The following is a 21,960-nucleotide window of genomic DNA, read 5'->3' as shown; positions in this document are numbered from 1 at the left end:
TGCTGAGTAGCTTGGGGGCTCCCGATCGAGCTCTGCACCTGCTCATGGATCGCGCCTACGAGGGCAACGAGACACGGCAGTTGGCACTCGATCTGGGCTTCATTCCTGTCGTTCCTCCCAGGCAAACGCGGATGACGCCATGGGAGTACGACCGACAGATGTACAAACGTCGAAATGAGATCGAACGCCTCTTTCGCCGCCTCAAAGGCTATCGCCGGATCTTCTCTCGCTTCGAGAAACTCGACATGATGTTCATCGGTTTCATCACCTTCGCACTGATCGTCGATGGACTTCGTTTGTGTTAACACGCCCTAGATCACGAAGCAAGAGCATCTTTCAGTGCTCTTGCCCGCCCCTCGCCCTGCGCTTCTCAGCGCGGCCAGAGGGGTGGGATACCCATTCCGGCCATCGCTACGCTCGGCCCTGAAATCGTCAGTCGCAAGCGAATGGTTTTACTCCCTCTCCCGCATGCGGGAGAGGGTTGGGGTGAGGGGTAGCAACGTCACCGAGATTTACCAGACTATGTTCAATAACCGCGTCATCTGCTTTTATCGACCTGTAGTGCCACAAATGAGCTGAGTCCACGTGGATGCGCTGCCGCACCCTCCCCCCTACCCTCTCCCGCAAGCGGGAGAGGGAGCAAACTCAGACGGCCGCGGAGCTGGCTTTGCCAGGCCGCTAGCGGCGTCCCCCTCAGGGGGCGCCCGGCGTAGGGGAAGGCGCGCAAGCGACTCAGGGGGGGCTCACCTAGGAAGGTCGCTAAATCCCATCAAGAATTCATCCACGGAGCGCGCTGCCTGACGGCCTTCACGGATGGCCCAGACCACCAGGGATTGGCCACGGCGCATGTCGCCAGCAGCAAATACCTTGGGTACGTTGGTCGCGTAGCCGTCATCGAATTCTGTGGTGGCCTTGGCGTTCCCACGTGCATCTTTCTCGACACCAAAGCCTTCGAGAATGGTGGCCAGAGGGTTGGTAAAGCCCATGGCGAGCAGGACCAGGTCGGCAGGCCACTGTTTTTCTGTGCCGGGCACTTCGCTCAGCTTGCCGTCCTTGAACTCCACCTGCACCGTTGTGAGGCTCTTCACTTTGCCTTTTTCACCGTCAAACTGCTTGGTGGAAATAGCGAACTCGCGCTGAGCACCTTCTTCGTGGCTGGAGCTGCTGCGCAGCTTGATGGGCCAATAGGGCCAGACCAGAGGTTTGTTCTCTTCTTCAGGAGGCATGGGCATGACCTCGAACTGAGTCACGCTCTTGGCGCCATGGCGATTGCTGGTGCCGACGCAGTCACTGCCGGTATCGCCACCACCGATGACGATGACGTGTTTGCCATCCGCGCGGATCTGGCCTTTCAGCTTGTCGCCCGCATTGATCTTGTTTTGCTGGGGCAAGAACTCCATGGCGTAATGAACACCATCGAACTCGCGCCCAGGAACAGGCAGATCACGCGATACCTCGGAGCCGCCGGTGAGCAGCACGGCATCGAACTGCTCCTGAAGCTCCGCAGGGCTGATGTTTTCCTTGGCCCAATTGGTGACCTTGCTGTCTTTGGGCATGGAGCCCACAAGCACGCCTGTGCGAATGGTCACGCCTTCGGCTTGCATTTGCTCAGCACGGCGATCGATGTGCGATTTCTCCAGTTTGAAATCGGGAATGCCGTAGCGCAGCAAACCACCGATGCGGTCGTTTTTCTCGAACAAAGTGACATCATGACCAGCACGTGCCAATTGCTGCGCAGCGGCCATGCCGGCTGGGCCTGCGCCCACCACGGCCACGCGCTTTCCAGTGCGGATCTTCGCTGGGCGGGGAGCTACCCAGCCTTCAGCCCACGCGCGATCAATGATGGCGTGCTCGATCGATTTGATGCCGACCGCATCATTGTTGATATTGAGCACGCAGGCGGCTTCGCACGGCGCGGGGCAGATGCGGCCGGTGAACTCAGGGAAGTTGTTGGTGGAATCGAGCACCGCGAAGGCGTTCTTCCAATCATTGCGGTAAACGAGGTCGTTGAAATCCGGAATGATGTTGTTCACAGGGCAGCCGTTGTTGCAAAACGGTGTGCCACAGTCCATACAGCGTGCCGCTTGCAGCTTGCCCTGAGTGTCATCCAGGCCAATGACGAATTCTTTGTAGTGCTTGAGGCGTTCGGCAACCGGGGCATAGCCCTCATCGATGCGCTCGAACTCCATGAAGCCAGTGACTTTTCCCATGATGTGCTTTCGTATTCTTTAGTGGCTGAGAAGAGTGGCGCGTACGGGCCGGGTTGATGCTTGCATCAACACCGGCGCATCCGAGGCGCTACTCACTTGGCTGCAGCAGCTTCCTCTTTGGCGGACGTTGACACGCTTTCCGCACTGATCGAGGCTTGCTTTCTGGCGTGAATCTCGCCCAGCGCGCGCTTGTATTCGTTAGGGAACACTTTCACGAACTTGCCGCGCGCTTCTGCCCAGTTGTCGAGCAACTCGCGCGCCCGGCGGCTGCCGGTCCAGCGGTTGTGATCGGCCAGCAGAGCCTTCAGTTGGTCTTCATCGGTCTGATCTCGGTGCCAGATGGCGCGATCAGTGCCTACCCGCTGCTCGGCGGCAGGCAGCACTTTATCCAGGCTCACCATCGCTGTGTTGCAGCGTTTGGCAAACTGGCCATCTTCGTCGTAGACGTACGCGATGCCACCCGACATACCAGCGGCAAAGTTTCTACCCGTCTTGCCCAGCACGGCCACAGTTCCGCCAGTCATGTACTCACAGCCGTGATCGCCTGTGCCTTCAACCACTGCGGTGGCGCCCGAAAGGCGAACGGCAAAACGTTCGCCGCCCACACCGCTGAAGAAAGCTTCCCCAGTGGTTGCGCCGTACATCACCGTGTTGCCGACGATGATGTTCTGATGCGCCTGGCCACGGAAGTCCAGACTGGGGCGAACCACCACACGGCCGCCTGAGAGGCCTTTACCGGTGTAGTCGTTGGCATCGCCGATCAGGTAGAGCGTGATGCCCTTGCACAGGAAGGCGCCAAAGCTCTGGCCACCAGTGCCTTCGAGCTGGATGTGAATGGTGTCGTCCGGCAAACCTTCTGGGTGTGCCTTGGTCACAGCGCCCGAGAGCATCGCGCCCACCGAACGGTTCACGTTGCGTGTGGTGTCCAGAATTTTGACGCGCTCGCCCTTGTCGATGGCTGGCCGCGATTTTTCGATCAAGCGGTTATCCAGCGCTTTGTCCAGGCCATGGTTCTGGTTGGCGACGTGGTAGCGCGGTACATCTGCAGGCACTTCAGGGCGGGCCAGAAGGCGGCTGAAATCAAGCCCCTTGGCTTTCCAATGCTTGATGCCTTCTTTCATGTCGAGAAGGTCACTGCGGCCAATCAGATCGTCAAACTTGCGGATACCCAGCTGAGCCATGATCTGACGCACTTCTTCAGCAACAAAGAAGAAGTAATTGACCACGTGCTCTGGCTTGCCGCTGAATTTGCGGCGCAGCACCGGATCTTGCGTGGCCACACCCACCGGGCAGGTGTTGAGGTGGCATTTGCGCATCATGATGCAGCCCTCGACCACCAGCGGTGCAGTGGCGAAGCCGAACTCATCTGCACCCAGCAGAGCGCCGATGGCCACATCACGGCCGGTCTTCATCTGGCCGTCAGCCTGTACGCGGATACGCCCACGCAAGCGGTTGAGCACCAGAGTCTGCTGCGTTTCAGCCAGACCGATTTCCCATGGGCTGCCAGCGTGCTTGATGCTGGACCAGGGCGATGCGCCCGTGCCGCCATCGTGCCCGGCGATCACCACGTGATCGCTCTTGCACTTGGCAACGCCGGCTGCAATGGTGCCCACGCCCACTTCGCTCACGAGCTTGACGCTGATGTCAGCCTGAGGCGCGACGTTTTTCAAATCGTGAATCAGCTGCGCCAGATCTTCGATGGAATAGATGTCGTGGTGCGGCGGTGGGCTGATAAGGCCCACACCAGGCACACTGTGGCGCAGTTTCCCGATGTAGTCGGTGACTTTGCCACCGGGCAGTTGGCCGCCCTCGCCCGGCTTGGCACCCTGTGCCATCTTGATCTGAACCTGGTCAGCGCTGGCCAGATACTCAGCTGTAACACCGAAGCGGCCCGAGGCAACCTGCTTGATGCGCGAACGCATGGAATCGCCTTCGTTCAACGCGTAGTCGACCTCAAAGACATCCTTGCCCAGCAGATCAGACATGGTCTGCCCTTGCTTGATAGGAATGCCCTTGAGCTCGTTGCGATAACGTTTTGCGTCTTCACCACCTTCGCCGGTATTGCTCTTGCCGCCAATGCGGTTCATGGCCACAGCCAGAGTGGCGTGCGCCTCAGAGGAGATGGAGCCAAGAGACATGGCGCCGGAAGCGAATCGCTTGACGATGTCTTTGGCGGACTCCACTTCGTCAATCGGGATGGCCTTGGCGGGATCCACCTTGAATTCGAACAGACCACGCAATGTCATCAGGCGTTTGCTCTGATCATTGATGAGCTGGGCGTATTCTTTGTAGGTGCTCCAGTTGTTGGCACGGGTGCTGTGCTGCAACTTGGCGATGGCGTCAGGCGACCACATATGTGCCTCGCCACGCGTACGCCAAGCGTATTCGCCGCCGGCGTCTAGCATGGTGGCCAGCACTGGATCATCACCATAGGCGGCCTGTTGGCGGCGCACTGCTTCTTCAGCGATCTCGAACACACCCAGGCCACCGACGCGGCTTGCAGTGCCCGTGAAGTACTTCTGCACGGTTTCCGAATTGATACCGATGGCTTCGAACAACTGCGCGCCGCAGTAGCTCATGTAGGTCGACACGCCCATCTTGGACATGACTTTGGAGAGCCCTTTGCCAACCGCTTTGACGTAGTTGGCCACGGCCTTCTCGGCGCTCAAGTCACCCGGCAAATCCTTGTGGATGTTGGCGATGGTTTCCATGGCGAGCCAAGGATGCACGGCTTCAGCGCCATAGCCAGCCAGCACCGCGAAGTGATGCACTTCACAGGCGCTTCCGGTTTCCACGACCAGACCGGCGCTGGTGCGCAGGCCTTCACGGATCAGATGCTGATGGATGCTGGAGAGCGCCAGCAACGCAGGAATGGCCACACGATCTGCAGCAACGGCCTTGTCGCTGATGAGCAGAATGTTGGATCCGCCCTTGATGGCATCGACTGCCTGCGCAGACAGCGAAGCCAGACGCGCTTCCACGCCTTCCGGGCCCCAGATCACGGGGTAGGTGATGTCCAGCACACTGCTGGAGAACTTGCCCTGCGTGTGCTGCTTGATATCGCGCAGCTTGACCATGTCATACGCATCCAGCACCGGCTGGCTCACTTCGAGCCGCATCGGAGGGTTGACCTGGTTGATATCCAGAAGGTTGGGTTTGGGCCCGATAAAGCTCACCAGGCTCATCACAATCGCTTCGCGGATTGGGTCGATGGGCGGGTTGGTGACCTGCGCAAACAACTGCTTGAAGTAGTTGTAGAGCGGCTTGTTTTGATCAGAGAGCACCGCCAGTGGGCTGTCGTTTCCCATGGAGCCAATGGCTTCTTCTCCGAAAGCGGCCATAGGGCTCATCAAGAATTTGATGTGCTCCTGTGTGTAGCCGAACGCCTGCTGGCGATCGAGCAGCTCTGGGGAGGTAGCTTCCACGCCGGAAGATTGCGGTTCGGTCTCGTTGACTGGGAGTTCTTCAGCATCGAGCCCAGCGACTGGAATCGCGACGTCGTCCAGTCGGATGCGCAGATCTTCGATCCAGCGCTTGTAAGGTTTGGCATTGGCCAGGCTGGCTTTGACCTCTTCGTCATCGATCATGCGGCCCTGATCGAGATCGATCAGGAACATTTTGCCGGGTTGCAGACGCCATTTACGAACGATCTTGTGCTCAGGCACGGGCAGCACACCAGACTCCGAGCCCATGATGACGAAATCATCATCGGTAATGCAGTAGCGGCTGGGGCGCAGACCGTTGCGGTCCAGCGTGGCGCCGATCTGGCGGCCATCCGTGAACACGATGGAAGCAGGGCCATCCCATGGCTCCAACATGCTGGCGTGGTATTCATAGAAAGCGCGGCGACGCTCGTCCATGGTGGTGTGCTGCTCCCAGGGCTCGGGGATCATCATCATCACCGCTTGTGCGAGCGGGTAGCCCGCCATAGTCAGCAGTTCCAGGCAGTTATCGAAGGTGGCTGTATCTGACTGGTGGGCAAAGCTGATGGGATAGAGCTTCTTCAAGTCGTCTTGCAGCACCGGCGAGCTCATCACGCCTTCGCGTGCACGCATCCAGTTGAAGTTGCCTTTGACGGTATTGATCTCACCGTTGTGCGCCACATAGCGGTAAGGGTGAGCGAGCGGCCATTCAGGGAAGGTGTTGGTCGAGAAGCGCTGATGCACCAGACCCAGCGCGGAAACGCAGCGCTCGTCTTGCAGATCGAGGTAGTACGTGCCTACCTGATCAGCCAGCAGCAAGCCTTTGTAGATGACCGTGCGGCTGCTCATGCTGGGCACGTAGTACTCTTTGCTATAGCGAAGACCCAGGGCCTGGATATTGGCGCTGGCGGTCTTGCGGATGACGTAGAGCTTGCGCTCCAGGGCATCTTGCACGATGACATCGGTGCCCCGGCCAATGAAGATCTGGCGGATGACAGGCTCTTTCTCGCGCACGGTGGGCGACATGGGCATGTCGAGGTTGACGGGCACATCGCGCCATCCCAGCAGCACCTGGCCTTCCACACGAACAGCGCGCTCCAGCTCTTCCTCACAGGCCAGGCGAGAGGCGCTCTCCTTAGGCAGGAAGATCATGCCCATGCCGTATTCACCCGGAGGTGGCAGCGTGACACCTTGCTTAGCCATTTCTTCACGATAGAGGGCATCAGGCATCTGAATGAGAATACCAGCGCCATCACCCATCAACGCATCAGCACCCACGGCACCGCGGTGATCCAGGTTCTCCAGGATTTTCAAACCCTGGGTAACGATGGCGTGGCTCTTCTCGCCCTTGATATGCGCCACAAAGCCAACGCCACAGGCGTCGTGCTCATTGGCCGGGTCATAAAGGCCGTTTTCTCGCAATTGTGCTTGCTCCGCGGACGTGGTCATCGTGGGCTCCATCTTGTATCTATATCGGGACAGGCCCCAAGGATAGTGCGGTGCAGCAATTTTTCCAAGAAAAATAAATTGGGGTCAGATACTTATTTTTCAGAACTTCAAGTAAATTCAAATTAATTAGGGACACATCAAAACTAGAAGCAAAGAACATAGATTCCGCATCATATTTTCATGTTTTTCCCATTAAATAATCTCTATCTACTTCCTTCAAACCATTGTTCACTGCACTAATGTCGGCCTGGAAATCTCAGCAGACTTCAAATTTATTTGAAAGCAAGCTCCGTGCCGCGCGCGCTTAAAGCACTGGCCAACGGTGGATTCCCGACATGAATAGGGTGGGCGTTACCTGATGTGGCAACACCGCAGATAAGAGACACCGCCCGCTCAGAACGCCAGCGTATGGAAAGCGCTACCTGAGCAGGGGCTTGGCTCAGCTCAGCTGGCGTATTCAACGCCCTCCTGCTTGAGCAAGCTGACGCTCCATGGCGCTATAGCCTCTTTGCTGCGCAAGTTGCAAGGGTGTACGGCCATGTCGGTCCGGGCGTTGCAGATCCGCGCCGGCCTGAATGAGGGCATCAAGGGTCGCCTGATGGCGGGGGCCACCATTTCCCAGCACGATGGACTCAATGACCGCAGTCCAGTGCAAATTATTCACGTGGTCAAGCGGGGCGCCAGCGGCGATGAGTTGGCGAACAACACCGTCATGGCCCAGATGGGCCGCTGCAATGAGCGCGGTGCCATCGTACCGGCTGGTGATCTGCCGCGCGCTGGCTCCCAGCGAAAGCAACAGGCTCAGGGTGTCTTCATCGTCGGCCACGGCAGCAATGGTCACGGCGTCATAGCGATCGCGCTCCAGCGCGTTCAAATCAGCGCCAGCCTTCGCTAACGCACGAACACTGGCAAGCTGACGAGCGAAGACTGCGACGTGCAAAGGCGTGCGCCCGTGGTCGTCCTGAGCGTTGACTTTCCCCCCTGCAGCCAGCAAGCGCTGCAGAGCAACCACATCGCCCCGTACCGCAGCCTCGTGGACACCCCGATAAGCGGCGAGTTCGAAAGCACTTGGCGGCGTCTGAGCCTGGGCCAAAGGGGCCAGCACGCCCGTCAGTACCAGCGTGAGCAGACCCAGGCACCAACTCCAACTGAATGGAATACTCATTGGAGTTGGCTGGCCAGCTTGGTCAGCGCGGCCTGTGCGCATTGTTCATCCAGATGACCACCGGGCGCTCCGCCGACCCCCACGGCTCCGATCACCTCGTTGCCTACCTTAATAGGCAAACCGCCGCCCAGTAGCAAATAGCCAGGAATCTGCCCCAGATTGGCAGCGGCAGGGTTTTTCTGCGAGGCTTCCATGATGGCGCCCGTGCTGTTCTTGGCTGATGCAGAGGTATAAGCCTTCAGGCGACTGGCTTCCAGCGTGTGGGGACCCGCATTATCAGCACGTTGTACCGCGCGCACGGTGCCAGCACGGTCCACCACAGTGGCTGTCACGGCATACCCATTGGCGGTGCAAGTGGCAACGGTCTGAGTGGCGATTTCGTTAGCAAGCCCCAGGGACATGTTCTTTTCAGTACGTACAGCGTCTGCGGCTTGAACCGCACCAGCAGAGAGGCTGACTAGGGCGATGGCGATGATTCGGTGCATGGTTTCTCCAAAAAGGTACGAGGTTCGCTTGCGGCGTAGTTCAGAGCTATCAAGACCCTGGTGCCGTACGAGTACTGTAGAAAAGCGCATCCCGCGTCGCCATGCGGCCAGCTACGCTCAGACCTCCGTAGAACTACGGAGCATCACGGTAGTCCAGTGCACTCCGTTGGACTGCGAATGACACGCCAGGAAATGAGGGCGAGCGCGCAGTGCTACCGCTTGCGAGGATCTGAACCGCCGCATGATGAGTTAAGAGCAGTACCGCTCAGCCGAATGAACTTCAGCTTCCCGGCTCAATATCGGCGTCCACCAGGGCGGCGTAGCGCCGTATGAGCTGCGCCAGTGAATCCGTCCCCAGCTTGGCAAACAGGTGGGCGCGATGAGTTTCTACCGTACGCGGAGAAAGATCCAGGGCGCGGCCAATTTCCTTGTTGGTGAGGCCGCTTGCAATCAGGCCAAGCACTTCACGCTCACGCGGGGATAGTTGGGTGTAGCGCTCCTGCGCGTCATGGTCGGCCCCCTGACGCTCCCGTGTGCGCACGTGCTGGCGCACAGCGGTTTGTAGCGCCTCTATCAGCACTTCGTCGTCGACGGGTTTTTCCAGGAATTCGGCAGCACCGGCTTTGAAGGCTCGTCGGCACATATCTACCGTGCCATGGCCAGTCAACATGAGAATAGGTTGGTCCACCCCTTGTGCTACCAGCTGATCGAGCACGGTCAACCCGCTAATGCCTGGCATACGCACATCGAGCAGGATGGCGCCGACCCCACCTCGTTCAAAGCCAGCCAGGAAGGCTTGAGGCTCGGACCAAGCCTGCACACGCAAGCCCACGGTGCCGATGAGCAGGGCAAGTCCATCTCGCACGGCGGCGTCATCGTCCACCAGATGGATGAGAGGAGAAAGAGATGAGAGCGTATTCACAATCTAGGCAGGTGGCGGTCAAACGAGAGGAAGCAGCAAATGGAATTCGGCACCAAAGTCTTCTTGTTTTTCCGCCAGCACCAGGCTGCCGCCCATAGCTTCAGCCAGACTGTGAGACAAGCTGAGACCCAGGCCAAGGCCGCCGTCGCGAGTGGTGTAGAAAGGCTCGAACACGCGACCCCGCGCTTCGGGCAAGATGCCATCCCCCTGATCACGCACTGAAAGCAATGCGTGCGTGCCTTTTCGTTGCCAGCGAAGGCGCAGCTTACGTCTGGCCGGAGGCACCGATTCCATCGATTGCACGGCATTCATCAGCAGGTTGTGGATGATCTGCTGCAGTGCGACAGGCTCGGCCTGGACGGCGGGAAGATCGGGCTCGGCAAACACCTCTGCCTCGATGCCGCGCCGCTGCAGTTCTGGTTCCAGCAGGTGCAGCGCCTCTTGCACGGCTGCACCCAAAGCCACAGGTTGAACCTGTGTGGCTAGCTCCGGCCGCTCCACCAGCCTGCGCAACCGTCCCACCACATCCGCGGCGCGACGAGCCTGGTTGGCAGCCTGAGCCATGGCCTCACGCGCGGTGCCGACATCAACTGGCTGCTCATCAAGCAAACGCCGAGCTGCCTGGGTGTTGGCCAGGAGTGCTGTGAGGGGTTGATTCAACTCGTGCGCCATACCAGCAGCCAGCTCGCCCAGGGTATTGAGACGCGCCACCTGACCCAGATGCAATAACTCTTCCGCTCGTCGACGCGCCACGCGTTGCTGCCATAGCATTCGAAGAGCAGCCAACAGCAGGGCAGAAACCACAACCCAACCGATCATCGCCGCCAGAGGCAGTTCACGCATGGCCAGCGGCCGCTCAAGCACCAACTCCAGGGGCTGGCTAGCTGAGGCCAGAGTCTTGACAGCGGCCCAGCGCCAGCGGGGCGACGCATCATCATCAAGACGCCCTTGCTGGATCACAAAGCTGCGCCCCCCATGAACGAGAGTGGCACGCACTGTACTGGCTGCTGCGTCCATGGGCCATTCCACCCACGGCACGGCAGCACGCAGATCGAGGCGCAACACATAACTGAGCGGGTGCGCAGCAAGCACAAGCCAATAGCGGCCTTGGGTTAGATCCTCATCAGCGAGTACGGCCCGTTTCTCGCGGCGCGAAGTAGCCTCGGCAGCCGCAAGAGCGGCTGCCGAGCCAGCGGGCCATACCCCCTGGACGGGCCGCTGCATGACATCAATAATTTGCGGATAGAGCGCCGAGAGCCGCTCGGCCTCACCGCTGCCATTGACGGGCTGCAATAGCGCAAGCGTCGCCAGAATGGCGTCATGTTGAGCCATGCGCTGGCTCAAGACGCGGTGGGCAATGCGGGCATCCGTATCGAAATCCGCACGCAACTCAGCCAGCCGGCTCATGGTTAGCCAAGCCATACCAGCCACCGAACACGCCAGCCATAGCAACAGCCAGGAAAGACGTCTCGCAATAGGCTTCATGCCAACGATTCTGGCACGCCTTGCTTATCCTTGAGCAAGGAAAACGAATCTCAAGCCCGCGCGCTCCTCGAATTCAAAGAGCGCGTTATTGGCTGGAGGTCTTGAAATCGCCGTTTTCCACATCGGGGACCTGTTTGGAGATGCCCAAAGGACGACCCGCTTGCCCAGGAGTCAAACGCCGCGCTGTACGCTTTTGAAGATCGACTACAAAATGATCTGTCCCCAGCGCCCAACCGCTGTGCGCAGCGCGGGTCAATGTTTCGTGCTGCGCTGAAGTTTGCCCTACTCCCACCAAACTGGCATAGGCAGCTTCTCGCGCAAAAGGCGTATTGCCCATCTCCCAATACAACGGATGCGGCGTCACCAGCGGGTCTTGCGACAAGCCGATGTAATGCGCGTGACTTGACCAGGGGTAGTCAGCGGGCGCTGCCACCATGCCAGCGCGTACGGGATTCAGATCCATGTAGACCATACAGGCCAGCAGATAGCGCTCGGCTTCTATTAACCCGGAGCGGTAGCGCCCCTCCCACAAGGTGCCCGAGCGCTCATGCCTGTCATTGAAATAGCGCACATAGCTGCGCCCAAGCGCCTGCATCATGCCCGGCAAGCCCTCGTTCGTTTCCGGCGTGAGCAACAGATGCGCATGGTTGGTCATCAACACATAGGCATGTACGGCCACCTTGTATTCAACCGAGAAGTTGCGCAACGATCCCAGGAGGCGACGGTAATCCGCCGTATCGCGAAAGATCGGCTGGCGGTTGTTGCCACGCAGGATGACGTGATGCGGATAGCCAGCAATAGTGAGGCGAGGAAGGCGAGCCATGGGTCTTTATATCCTTTAAAACAGGATCTGACCCCGATTTTATGCAGCTCACAAAACCTTTGCCCTCAGGGCGTTGACTGATATATAGATAATTACCCTGCGTTCAAATTCACACGGTCCTAGGGGAAGGGAAACTCAGATGCAGATTTCGCTGCCGAATGCTTATACATACCGACGTTGGCTGGGAGCTGCATTGCTGTCGCTGTCTGCCCTCGCCGCAACGGCCGCGACGGTCACAGGCATTCAAGGCAAGCAAGGAAGCACGGTGTGGAGCTCCTCCACCTCCGGCGTGAGCACCACCGCAGTCAGCACTGAGCTGTTGAGCTTCACCGCGAACGGCACGAGGTACTCTACGGGCGTTGACGATGGCATGCTGTCGGGAACCTTCACAGCCGCCAATTTTCAGGCCTTTGTGCCACTGCCCTCAGCACTCACGCCTAGCTCCTCCACACTGACCGCCTGGGGCACAGGGATGACGGTCCCAACGCCTTATCCATCACTGACCTGGTTCCTCTCGGACGGCAACCAGGGGCTTGAGCTGGCCACAGCCGTGTTCAATTCACCCGTGCAGACGCTCAGTTTCCCGATCTCCATTCCCAACAGCGCTAGTCTTACCCTCCCAGCGATCTTGACCACGCAAGTGGGAGATGCAGGCTCATCTTCGGATGTTTATTACTTCGTGAACGCGAGCGGCGTTCAGATAGGAACTCAGCTCACAGTCAGCTACGGCTCAGTTCCTACGGTCGGGCAGACTAACTGGAGGTTCTATACGGCCACTGGAGGTACTTCCTCACAGGCACCGGGACTTCGCCCACTGCGAATGCTCTCCTATACATTGGCCGACTTCGGCCTCAATGCCGCCACGGTTGGCAACGTCGCCGCCTTCAGGCAAGTGCTCAGCGGCCAATCCGATCTCGCCTTCGTCGCCTACAACCGCGACATGCTCGCGATCCAGGCGCCCGATCTGGCCATTGATCTGACGAATCTCTCCAGCCCCATGCTGTTGGGCTCGAGCTACAGCGGCAGCTTTACCTGCACCAACATCGGCTCGAACAGTGCGACTGTGAGCACCAGTTGCGCCATCAGCAACCTTCCCGCCGGTTTATCGGTGAGCGCTTGCGCGATCAGCGGTGGCGGCGCGTGGGTCGCTGGCAACGCCGTCCCCGTCAATAGCATCGTCACCTGCGCCGTGAGCGGCACGCCCACTGTCGCGGGAATCAGAACAGTTTCCGGCAGCACCAACGGCTCCAGCGTCACCGTGGTGGGCGGCAATCCCGTCACTACGGCTGATTCCGACATGTCGAACAACACCGAGACGAAAGACCTGAACGTCCTCGCGCCTGACATGCAGGTGACCAGCGTGAATTTGCCCGGCGGCGTTGAGGGCGTAGCCTATTCCGGCAGCTACGTTTGCACAAACGCGGGCACTGCAGTGGCGGCCAATGCCACTTGCCTTCCGTCCACTCTGCCAAGTTGGGCCAGCGTGATCTGTACGCCTGCCCAGCCAGTCAACCCGTTGGGAGTGAACGCAACCATTGCCTGCTCCGTCACAGGGACGCCCCCGACCGGGAGCAATGGCACTACGGCAGTCACCATTTCAGCCGGCACCAGCAGCGCCGAATCGAACTCTGGGAACAATACGGGTACAGGCAACATCGTCATCCTGGGTGTGCCTGACATGCAGTTCACCAGCGCGAACTTGCCAACAGCCACTGTGGGCATCCCCTATTCAGGCAGCTTCGTATGCACCAATGGCGGCACTGCGGCAGCCGCTGGCGCGACCTGCGCACCTGCTGGCCTGCCGGCTTGGGCTAGCGTCTCGTGCACCCCAACCCCTCCAGTGGCCTCACTGGGAATCAACGGATCCATCTCCTGCACCGTCAGCGGCACGCCCGCCCTCGGAGACAAAGGCGCATTTCCTGTATCGATCACCGCCGGCCCCGCCAGCCCCGATTCGAACCCCGGGAACAATACGGGCACAGCCAGCCTCGTTGTCGTAGGCGTGCCGGACATGCAATTCACCAGCCTCAACCTGCCCGCATCCACAGTAGGCACGCCCTACTCGGGCAGCTTTGTGTGCACCAACGCAGGCACGGAAGCCGCAACTGCCGCCACGTGCTCATCCACTGGCATGCCCGCCTGGGCCACCGTCATTTGCACGCCGACTCCACCCGTGTCCTCGCTGGCAATCAATTCCAGCATTTCCTGCGCAGTGACCGGCACTCCCACAGTCAACGACAAGGGGACATCCGCCGTCACCGTTACGGCCGGCCCCAATAGCCCTGACTCCAATCCTGGCAACAACACGGGCACAGGCAACATTGTGATCACGGGCCAACCGGACATGCGCGTGACCACTGTGAACTTGCCAGCCGTCACCGTAGGCACCGCTTACTCAGGCAGCTTCGTGTGCAGCAACGCGGGGACTGAGGTCGCCTCCGCTGCAACCTGCTCGCCAGTGGGCATCCCCGCCTGGGCCAGCGTGGCATGCACACCAGCGCCTCCGGTCTCCTCGCTGGCCATCAATGCCACCATTTCATGCACGGTGACCGGCACCCCGACAGTCAATGACAAGGGGATTTTCCCCGTCACCATCACCGCCGGCACCAGCAGCACCGAGTCGAACCCCAACAACAACACCGGCACAGGCAACATCGAGGTCACCGGCCAACCGGACATGCGCGTAACCAGCGTGAACTTGCCAGCAGCCACCGTGGGCGCCGCTTATTCAGGCAACTTCGTATGCACCAACACGGGGACTGAGGTCGCCTCCGCTGCAACCTGCTCGCCAGCGGGCATCCCCGCCTGGGCCAGCGTGGCATGCACACCAGCGCCTCCGGTCTCTGCGCTGGCTATCAATGCCACGATTTCTTGCACCGTGACGGGCACCCCGACCATCGACGACAAGGTGACCTCCCCCGTCACCATCACCGCCGGCACCAGTAGCACCGAGTCGAACCCCAACAACAACACCGGCACAGGCAGCATCGTCGTCACAGGCATGCCAGACATGCGCGTGACCAGCGTGGTCCTGCCCCCAGCTTTGGTAGGAGTGGCATATTCAGGCAGCTTTGTATGCACCAATTCTGGCACCGAGGTAGCGGCGGCCGCCACATGCACATCCGCTGGCTTGCCCGCCTGGACGACGGTGACCTGTACGCCACCGTCTCCGGTCGCCTCACTGGCGATCAATGCCACGATTTCTTGCACCGTGACGGGCACCCCGACCATCGACGATAAAGGGACCTCCCCGGTCACCATTACCGCCGGCACCAGCAGCACCGAGTCGAATCCGAACAACAACACAGGTACGGGCGGTATTGATGTCACAGGTTTGCCAGACATGCAGGTGACCAGTGTCGTTCTGCCAGCGGCCTCGGTGGGCGCGGCCTATTTGGGCAGCTTTGTGTGCACGAATGCGGGCACGGAGGTCGCAACGGCGGCTACGTGCACCCCCGCCGGCGTGCCGGCCTGGGCGACTGTCACGTGCAACCCAGTCCCACCCGTCTCGTCTTTAGCGGCTAATGGCACTATTTCCTGTACGGTCACCGGAACCCCCGCCTTGGGCGACAAAGGATCATCCGCTGTAACCATCACCGCCGGCACCAGCGCCACAGAATCGAACCCGGATAACAACACGGGCTCGGGCAGCATTGTGGTCACAGGGATGCCAGACATGCAGGTGACCAGCGTAGTGCTGCCCCCTGCCAAAGTCGGCGATCCCTATTCGGGCAGCTTCGTGTGCACCAACGCGGGCACTGAGGTAGCAACGGTAGCTACATGCACTCCCGCTGGCGTGCCCGCCTGGGCCACTGTCACCTGCACCCCCGCTTCACCCGTAGCGTCTTTAGCGATCAATGGCGCTATTTCCTGCACAGTAAGCGGCACCCCCGCCACAGGCGACAAAGGCACATCGCCAGTCACCATCACCGCGGGCACTAGCAGCACCGAGGCGAATCCGGACAACAACGCAGGCACGGGCAGCATCGTGGTGACCGGTGAGCCCAACGTGGTGATCGACCTCTCAGGCTTGCCGCCCACCGGTACGGTAAATCAGCGCTACAGCGGTACGTTTACCTGCGAGAACACTGGCACAGCCGACGCGGAGGCAGCCCCCTGCACCGTCAGCGGCTTACCAACCGGCTTACGCATCGGCGCCTGCACCATCACCCCTGGCACCACCGCCTGGAGCTCACCCAGCACCATTCCTGAAGGGCAAACCGTGACCTGCGCGGTGAGCGGCGCGCCCACCTCCTCGGGCACATCTGAGGTGACGGGAACGGGTGGCACCAACACCGCGACGGGACGCATCAAGGTGGCCGCCGCCGCCATAACCGCAGTTCCCACGATGACCGAATGGGTCCTTATCTTGATGTCAGCTCTTCTGGCCGGGCTAGGCTTGGCGGGCGCACGCCACATGAAGCGCGCGGGTTGATCAACTCTATTCATGAAGGCTGAAAGGCCGCAACACGGAGTGGCCGTTTTCAACAGCCACTCCGCGCATGAAAAAGTGCTCGACATCCCCATCCCCCCATTCACCCCCCGCCTCCTACGGCCGTACCAACCCTGAGTCAATAGGCGTTAGCGGGCCTGGGTTTTCGTCGGCAGTGGTTCGGGCGATTGCAGGGATAGCAACCTCCGGGCGGGGACGCGTAGAGGACACATTTTTTCCTGTGCTCCTCCATAATGCGGCCCATGCCACGTCTCAGCCAACTCCTGCATGCGCCACGCGACCCTGCCCCCCTTCGTTCTGCCGCCACAGTGCTGCTGCTGCGCGACTCGGCGGACGGGGTCGAGGTACTCATGACGCGCCGTTCACCCACGGCCAGCTTCGCGCCAGGAGCGTATGTGTTCCCCGGCGGAGGTATAGACCCGGCGGATGCTGCCACGCACGCGCTGTCTACACGTCGGCCAACCCAGAGCGATGAGCACCTGACGCAGGCCATAGCCGCCATCCGCGAAAGCTTTGAGGAGCTGGGCATTTTGCTCGCCAAGCGTGCAGATGGAACTGCTGCGACAGCCGAAGATGTGGCAGCCCTGGATCGTCAAGCACCCTTTGCAGCGCAGTGCGCCGCGCGGGGATTGAAGCTAGCGGCAGCGGACGTGTATGTCTTGGCTCATTGGATCACCGACAGGGATTTGCCACGCCGATTTGACGTGCCTTTCCTGGTGGCCCGCATGCCTGAAGGGCAAACGCCAGCCGCTGATGAAGCCGAGCAATTCGAGCCCGTTTGGGTGCGTCCGCAAGATGCGCTCACGCGCCACAAGGCGGGAGAATTCTTCATCATCTTCCCTACCATTCGCACCTTGGAGCGCCTGCAAAACTACAGTGATGTGCAGAGCGTCCTGGCTGCTTGCGCCTCAGAAACTCCCTTGTGGACCAGTTGCCCCCGCGCGGGCTTTCTGGCCGGCAAGGAAGCACGGTACATGGAACATGAGAGTCCGTTTGGGGAACTGGAATTGGTCACACCCGATGGCCAGTTGCTGCATGCACTCGATTGGCAGGCGGAGCTGCCAGTGCCTCTGCTCAAGAACGTGCAGCGCTTGACCGCCGGCAACCCCGGCTTCATGACAGGCCCCGGCACCAATAGTTATCTGGTTGGTGATCCGCGTACCGGCTATATCGCCATTGATCCCGGCCCCGTGGATGAGGCTCACCTTGAGCGCCTTTGGCGCGCGGCAGGCGGCAACATCAAATACATCGTGTGCACGCACTCGCATCCTGACCACTCCCCGGGAGCCAAGCCACTGCAGGCGCTGTGCACTCAGACCAAGCCGCCTATCCTTGGCCTGTCGTCCCAGCCCACCGCCCGCGCGGCGAGCGAATTCACGCCAGACGAGGAGCTCGCTGACGACCGGCGACTGCGCCTGACCGCTGACTCGCCAGATGGCGAGATCACGCACACACTACGCGTCATACACACGCCAGGGCATGCAGCCAATCACCTGTGCCTGCTCCTGGAAGAAGACGGATTGCTGTTTTCAGGTGATCACATCCTGAATGGCAGCACCACGGTGGTCGATCCGCCCGATGGCGACATGACCGCCTACCTGGATTCACTCGATAAGCTGAATGCCGCCTGCGCCGAGCACGAAGCGAATTTCATCCTGCCGGCCCACGGCTATGTGCTGGGCAGCGCAGCCAAGCAGATCGCCAACCTGAAAAAGCACCGCTTGGCACGGGAGGCCAAGGTGTTGGCCGCTATGCAAGCCAATCCGGAAGGCACCATGGACGATTGGGTGGCAAAGGCCTACGACGATGTGCTGCCGCGCGTGTGGCCGATAGCCAAGCGCTCACTCCTGGCGCATGTGGAGCGGATTCAATCCATGAGGGACTGATCCCCCCTGAGGCGCTATCGCGCCATCCCCCCAGGGGGACGCACCTAGCGGCCTGGAAGGAATTGAACGCCCCCTGAGGCGCTACCGCGCCATCCCCCCGGGGGGACGCACCTAGCGGCCTGGCAAAGCCAGCTCCGCGGGTGCTCTGGAACGAATTAAGCCCACCCCTGAGGCGCTAGCGCGCCATCCCCCCGGGGGGACGCACCTAGCGGCCTGGCAAAGCCAGCTCCGCGGGTGCCCTGGAAGGAATTAAGCCCCCCTGAGGCGCTAGCGCTCCATCCCCCCCGGGGGGACGCACCTAGCGGCCTGGCGAAGCCAGCTCCGCGGGTGCCCTCGAATCAGGGCAGGGGCCCCCGGATGGTTAGCGCCGGGTAGATCGGCGAAACATCCTCAAACACGCTCGGACATTTGAGGATGTTCTCACCCGCTACACTGCCACTCAAACCCAATGATTGAGGAAGAGGGCTGTCATGGAAACGACCGACACGGGGCCAATCCGCCGTCAAAACATAGAAGCGCATCACGTCGAATTCACGGGCTCGGGGCGTGAGTACTTTCGGGTGTGGATTGTTAATGTGCTGCTGTCCATTGTCACGCTGGGGATTTATACGCCCTGGGCGAGACGACGCACTGCGCAATACTTCTACAGCCATACCCAGGTGGCGGGGAGCGCCCTCGAGTTCGTAGCCCAACAGCGCAAAATGGTGTTTGGTTTTCTGATGATGGCCGCGCTCTACATCGCCTACCAAATTGCAAGCGACACGGGGCAGGAACTGGCGGCGAGTTTGTTGTTAGTAGGCTTTGCCATTCTCCTGCCCTTCCTTTGGGGAAGTGCGATGCGCTTTCGCTTGAGCGCCACCCGCTGGCGCGGAGTAAGGCTGGCCTTCCTGGCTTCGTGGAAAGAGGTCTATACGGCAAGTTGGCCCGTCTTCGCCATCGCTGCCCTGTGGATCGTGTTATTTTTTTGCATGAATGCACTTTCGCCCGAGCCGCCTATTGGAGTGGGAGGCGACGGGCCGCCGGTCAAGTTCCCAGCACTGATAGCTCCGGTGATTGGACTGGGTGTAATAGGCTTGGGGTTGACGCTGCTGTGCGTCATACGACTCGAATACAACTACCGCAGCTTGCTGGTACTGCGCGCCCGGGTAGGCGATCAGATGGGCCGCTGGAAGCCGGTTTACATGGATTTTGTTCGCGTCTGGCTGGCAACCGTCGGCTTTCTCCTGTTGGTGGTTCTGGTGGGTGGGTTGGGGTTCACCTTGTTGGCCAGCGGCTGGACGACCCTCATGAAAGAAATCTTTCGAAGCACCGGAATGGGTGGAATCATCTTCATGGTCATCATCGGTTTCGTGGGCGCGTTCGTTGCCTTTGTATTGGCCACCTTGCCTATACGCGCTTATCGGCAAGCACGCATGTTCCAGCTGGTGTGGAACAACGTCGGCGTGAGCCATGTCGCTCGTTTCAAAACCGATTTACGCACCGGCGCCTTTATCTGGCTGCGCGTGAAAAACATGTTGTTGACGGTTGTGACGCTGGGTTTCTACCGGCCCTTTGCCGTCGCCAGCGAATACGCCATGAAAGTCGATTCCGTGACACTGCACCTCAAGGGCGGGACTGACCAGCTGGTGGGTCAACTGGTCAAGCAACAGGGCGCCTTTGGCGATGCTGCAGCTGATGCGATGGGCTTGGATCTGATCGGGTAAGCGAGCGCGATTAATCCCCAGCATGACAACATCCTCGCCATTGCCCTCACTGGCCGCCTCGTGGTTCGATGGCCGCAGTTCGCGTGCGCGAGCGAGCTCCGTGCAGCTGATCCCCAGTACCGGCGGGCCCCGCTTGCGGCTCCTGGCACTGGATGACGGTCAGACACTGGAACTACCCCATCACCAGGTCGGCTGGCCCGAGCGCTGGAGTGCTGGCCGGGCTCCACCGCGCCTTACGGTGGACCTTGGGGAACATGGCAGCCTGCAAATCGACAGCCCTCTCGCCTGGCAATCCATGCTGGAAGCCAGTGGACGGCGCGCACCCCTGGCTGAGCGTATGCAAACACAGCTGAGGGTGCTGTTAGGTGTATTGCTCGTGGCCGGCATCGGCATCTGGGCGTTCTATCGCTGGGGCACGCCTTGGGCGGCCACGCAAATCGCACGCCATGTTCCGCTTGCTTGGGAACATGCCTTGACCGAGCGCGCCATGAAGCAAATTGATGAAACCTATGTCAAGCCCACCAAGCTGGCGCCCGAAAGGCAAGCTGAGCTGAGAGCAGGCTTCGCTCAGTTGGCAGCCCTGGTAGGCCCCGATCTGCAACGCTATCCTGGCTACGCGCCGCCACTGAAGCTTGAATTCCGCTCGGGCATGCCGGCCAATGCTTTTGCGCTCCCGGGAGGCACCATCGTCATGACGGACGCCATGGTTGAGAAAGCGCGCTCAAGTGGAACTGGGGACACTGCCTTGCTGGGTGTGCTGGCGCACGAAATTGGCCATGTGGAACATCGCCACACCACGCGCATGGTGGTCGAGCAAGGGGTACTCAATGTCGGATTGGGGCTGGCACTTGGTGATGTCTCAAGCATCGTCTCGTTCGGCAGTTCCCTGCTGACAGGCCTGTCGTACAGGCGCAGCCATGAAACCGAAGCTGATTGTTATGCCGTCGCGATGATGAAAAAGGCGGGCCTGCCCACCAAGCCGATGACCGACCTTTTGCTGTCCATCGAGCAATCGACGGGGGATCGGCCAGCGGGCGGCGCCAATGCCGCCTCTGCACCAGCACCCGCACCGAGCAAAAAACCAAAAGAGCCCGGCGCGTTCGACTGGCTCAGCACTCACCCCGATACGGCGGCCCGGGCCACAAACCTCTGCCCTCACCCCCATTAGAACCTGCACGGGGTCACCGCCATCCAGCGGCTGCGGAGCAAGACAGGCTAGGGCGTGTTCACACTAAATTCACCCCCGCGCCGGGGTTTGCCGGGTTGCAATGCAAGGCGCGCCGTGCCGCCAAGGTGCGATCCTTGGCAAGAGGCGCAACGCGGCAATGCGGCCCGGCAAACTCCGGCCCGAAGGGTGAGGGCTCTGGCAAACCGCACTCGGCGTTGCAAACCCTCGCCGGGTGTCCAACCCGGCTGCGGTTTGCGCCTTGATTGCGGCTCGCCAGAACCTCACGCGGGGGCGAATTTAGTGTGAACACGCCCTAGTACCAAGACCCTCTGAGCTTGCGGTGACGCCGCTTACCCTCACGCCGCAGCCGGCCGCCCCGCCCCTGCCCTCTCCCGCATACGGCAGAGACCGAGGCAGGTGAGCCTGCCGACTTGAGCCCCAGAACCCGAGGCTGGTTTTACTCCTTCCCCCGCTGGGGGAAGGTGGGGCGGAGCCGGCCAACCGGTGAGGGCAAGCAGCGGTCGATTGAAGCGCTGCGGTTGCTAATTACCTTCTGCTCTTTTCTTTAGGTCGGAGGCCGGGATTGCGCCCGGCGGCGCACTCCCTTTCTTTGCTCGCACAAAGCAAGGAACCAAAGAAATGCGACCCCAAGTCCGTGTCCCTACACTGCGTTCCGGGCACCCTGCGGTGCTCGGTCAAGGGGCGGTGCGGCAGAACTCGCTTCGTTCGCTTCGCTCTCTACCCTCAAACAACTGCCGCAAGCTAGTTCACGAAGCAAGAGCATCTTTC

Annotated in this window: 12 protein-coding genes; 5 read left to right on the top strand and 7 right to left on the bottom strand. The window is 60.4% G+C overall.

The window, feature by feature from the left end; genetic code table 11:
* On the top strand, nucleotides 1-305 hold a 305-nt coding region (locus G518_RS0123595; RefSeq protein WP_028604632.1), incomplete at its 5' end, for an IS5/IS1182 family transposase.
* Between the two features lie 438 nt (nucleotides 306-743).
* Here the strand turns inward: G518_RS0123595 and G518_RS0123590 are convergent.
* From G518_RS0123590 to G518_RS36600, 7 genes are all read right to left on the bottom strand, one after another.
* Nucleotides 744-2,210, bottom strand: coding sequence for a glutamate synthase subunit beta (locus G518_RS0123590; protein ID WP_028604631.1), 1,467 nt, complete (start codon nucleotides 2,208-2,210; stop codon nucleotides 744-746).
* Between the two features lie 92 nt (nucleotides 2,211-2,302).
* Nucleotides 2,303-7,081 carry a glutamate synthase-related protein gene (locus G518_RS0123585; RefSeq protein ID WP_028604630.1) on the bottom strand — a complete coding sequence of 1,593 codons (4,779 nt, stop codon included), beginning with the start codon at nucleotides 7,079-7,081 and terminating at the stop codon, nucleotides 2,303-2,305.
* A gap of 457 nt (nucleotides 7,082-7,538) precedes the next feature.
* A complete protein-coding gene (locus G518_RS0123580) occupies nucleotides 7,539-8,246 on the bottom strand; it encodes an ankyrin repeat domain-containing protein (RefSeq protein ID WP_028604629.1) in 708 nt (235 codons plus the stop codon).
* The gene (locus G518_RS0123575; RefSeq protein WP_028604628.1) at nucleotides 8,243-8,731 is read right to left on the bottom strand and encodes a GlcG/HbpS family heme-binding protein; all 489 of its coding nucleotides are present in this window, start codon (nucleotides 8,729-8,731) and stop codon (nucleotides 8,243-8,245) included. Before G518_RS0123575 ends, G518_RS0123580 begins: the two co-directional genes overlap by 4 nt.
* Nucleotides 8,732-9,011: 280 nt before the next feature.
* The gene (locus tag G518_RS0123570) at nucleotides 9,012-9,653 is read right to left on the bottom strand and encodes a response regulator transcription factor (protein ID WP_425414304.1); all 642 of its coding nucleotides are present in this window, start codon (nucleotides 9,651-9,653) and stop codon (nucleotides 9,012-9,014) included.
* Between the two features lie 18 nt (nucleotides 9,654-9,671).
* Entirely contained in the window at nucleotides 9,672-11,138 is a 1,467-nt protein-coding gene (locus G518_RS0123565; protein WP_028604626.1) for a sensor histidine kinase, read from the bottom strand.
* An 85-nt stretch (nucleotides 11,139-11,223) separates the two neighbouring features.
* Nucleotides 11,224-11,961, bottom strand: coding sequence for an REP-associated tyrosine transposase (locus G518_RS36600; RefSeq protein WP_051237327.1), 738 nt, complete (start codon nucleotides 11,959-11,961; stop codon nucleotides 11,224-11,226).
* 139 nt (nucleotides 11,962-12,100) lie between these two features.
* Between G518_RS36600 and G518_RS0123555 the strand changes: the two genes are divergently transcribed.
* The 4 genes from G518_RS0123555 to G518_RS0123540 all read left to right on the top strand — a co-directional run bounded on the left by G518_RS0123555 (nucleotide 12,101) and on the right by G518_RS0123540 (nucleotide 21,171).
* The gene (locus tag G518_RS0123555) at nucleotides 12,101-16,396 is read left to right on the top strand and encodes a beta strand repeat-containing protein (RefSeq protein ID WP_028604625.1); all 4,296 of its coding nucleotides are present in this window, start codon (nucleotides 12,101-12,103) and stop codon (nucleotides 16,394-16,396) included.
* 260 nt (nucleotides 16,397-16,656) lie between these two features.
* Nucleotides 16,657-18,300 carry an MBL fold metallo-hydrolase gene (locus G518_RS0123550; protein WP_028604624.1) on the top strand — a complete coding sequence of 548 codons (1,644 nt, stop codon included), beginning with the start codon at nucleotides 16,657-16,659 and terminating at the stop codon, nucleotides 18,298-18,300.
* A 470-nt stretch (nucleotides 18,301-18,770) separates the two neighbouring features.
* On the top strand, nucleotides 18,771-20,003 hold the full coding sequence (locus tag G518_RS0123545) for a YjgN family protein (protein WP_028604623.1): 1,233 nt from the start codon (nucleotides 18,771-18,773) through the stop codon (nucleotides 20,001-20,003).
* 22 nt (nucleotides 20,004-20,025) lie between these two features.
* Nucleotides 20,026-21,171 carry a M48 family metallopeptidase gene (locus G518_RS0123540; protein ID WP_036595818.1) on the top strand — a complete coding sequence of 382 codons (1,146 nt, stop codon included), beginning with the start codon at nucleotides 20,026-20,028 and terminating at the stop codon, nucleotides 21,169-21,171.
* Nucleotides 21,172-21,960: the final 789 nt, after the last annotated feature.

It is taken from the genome of Ottowia thiooxydans DSM 14619 (genome assembly GCF_000422885.1).
Lineage (GTDB): Bacteria > Pseudomonadota > Gammaproteobacteria > Burkholderiales > Burkholderiaceae_C > Ottowia > Ottowia thiooxydans.
Note: the sequence above shows the minus strand (reverse complement) of the source record. Positions and strands in the feature narration are given on the sequence as shown.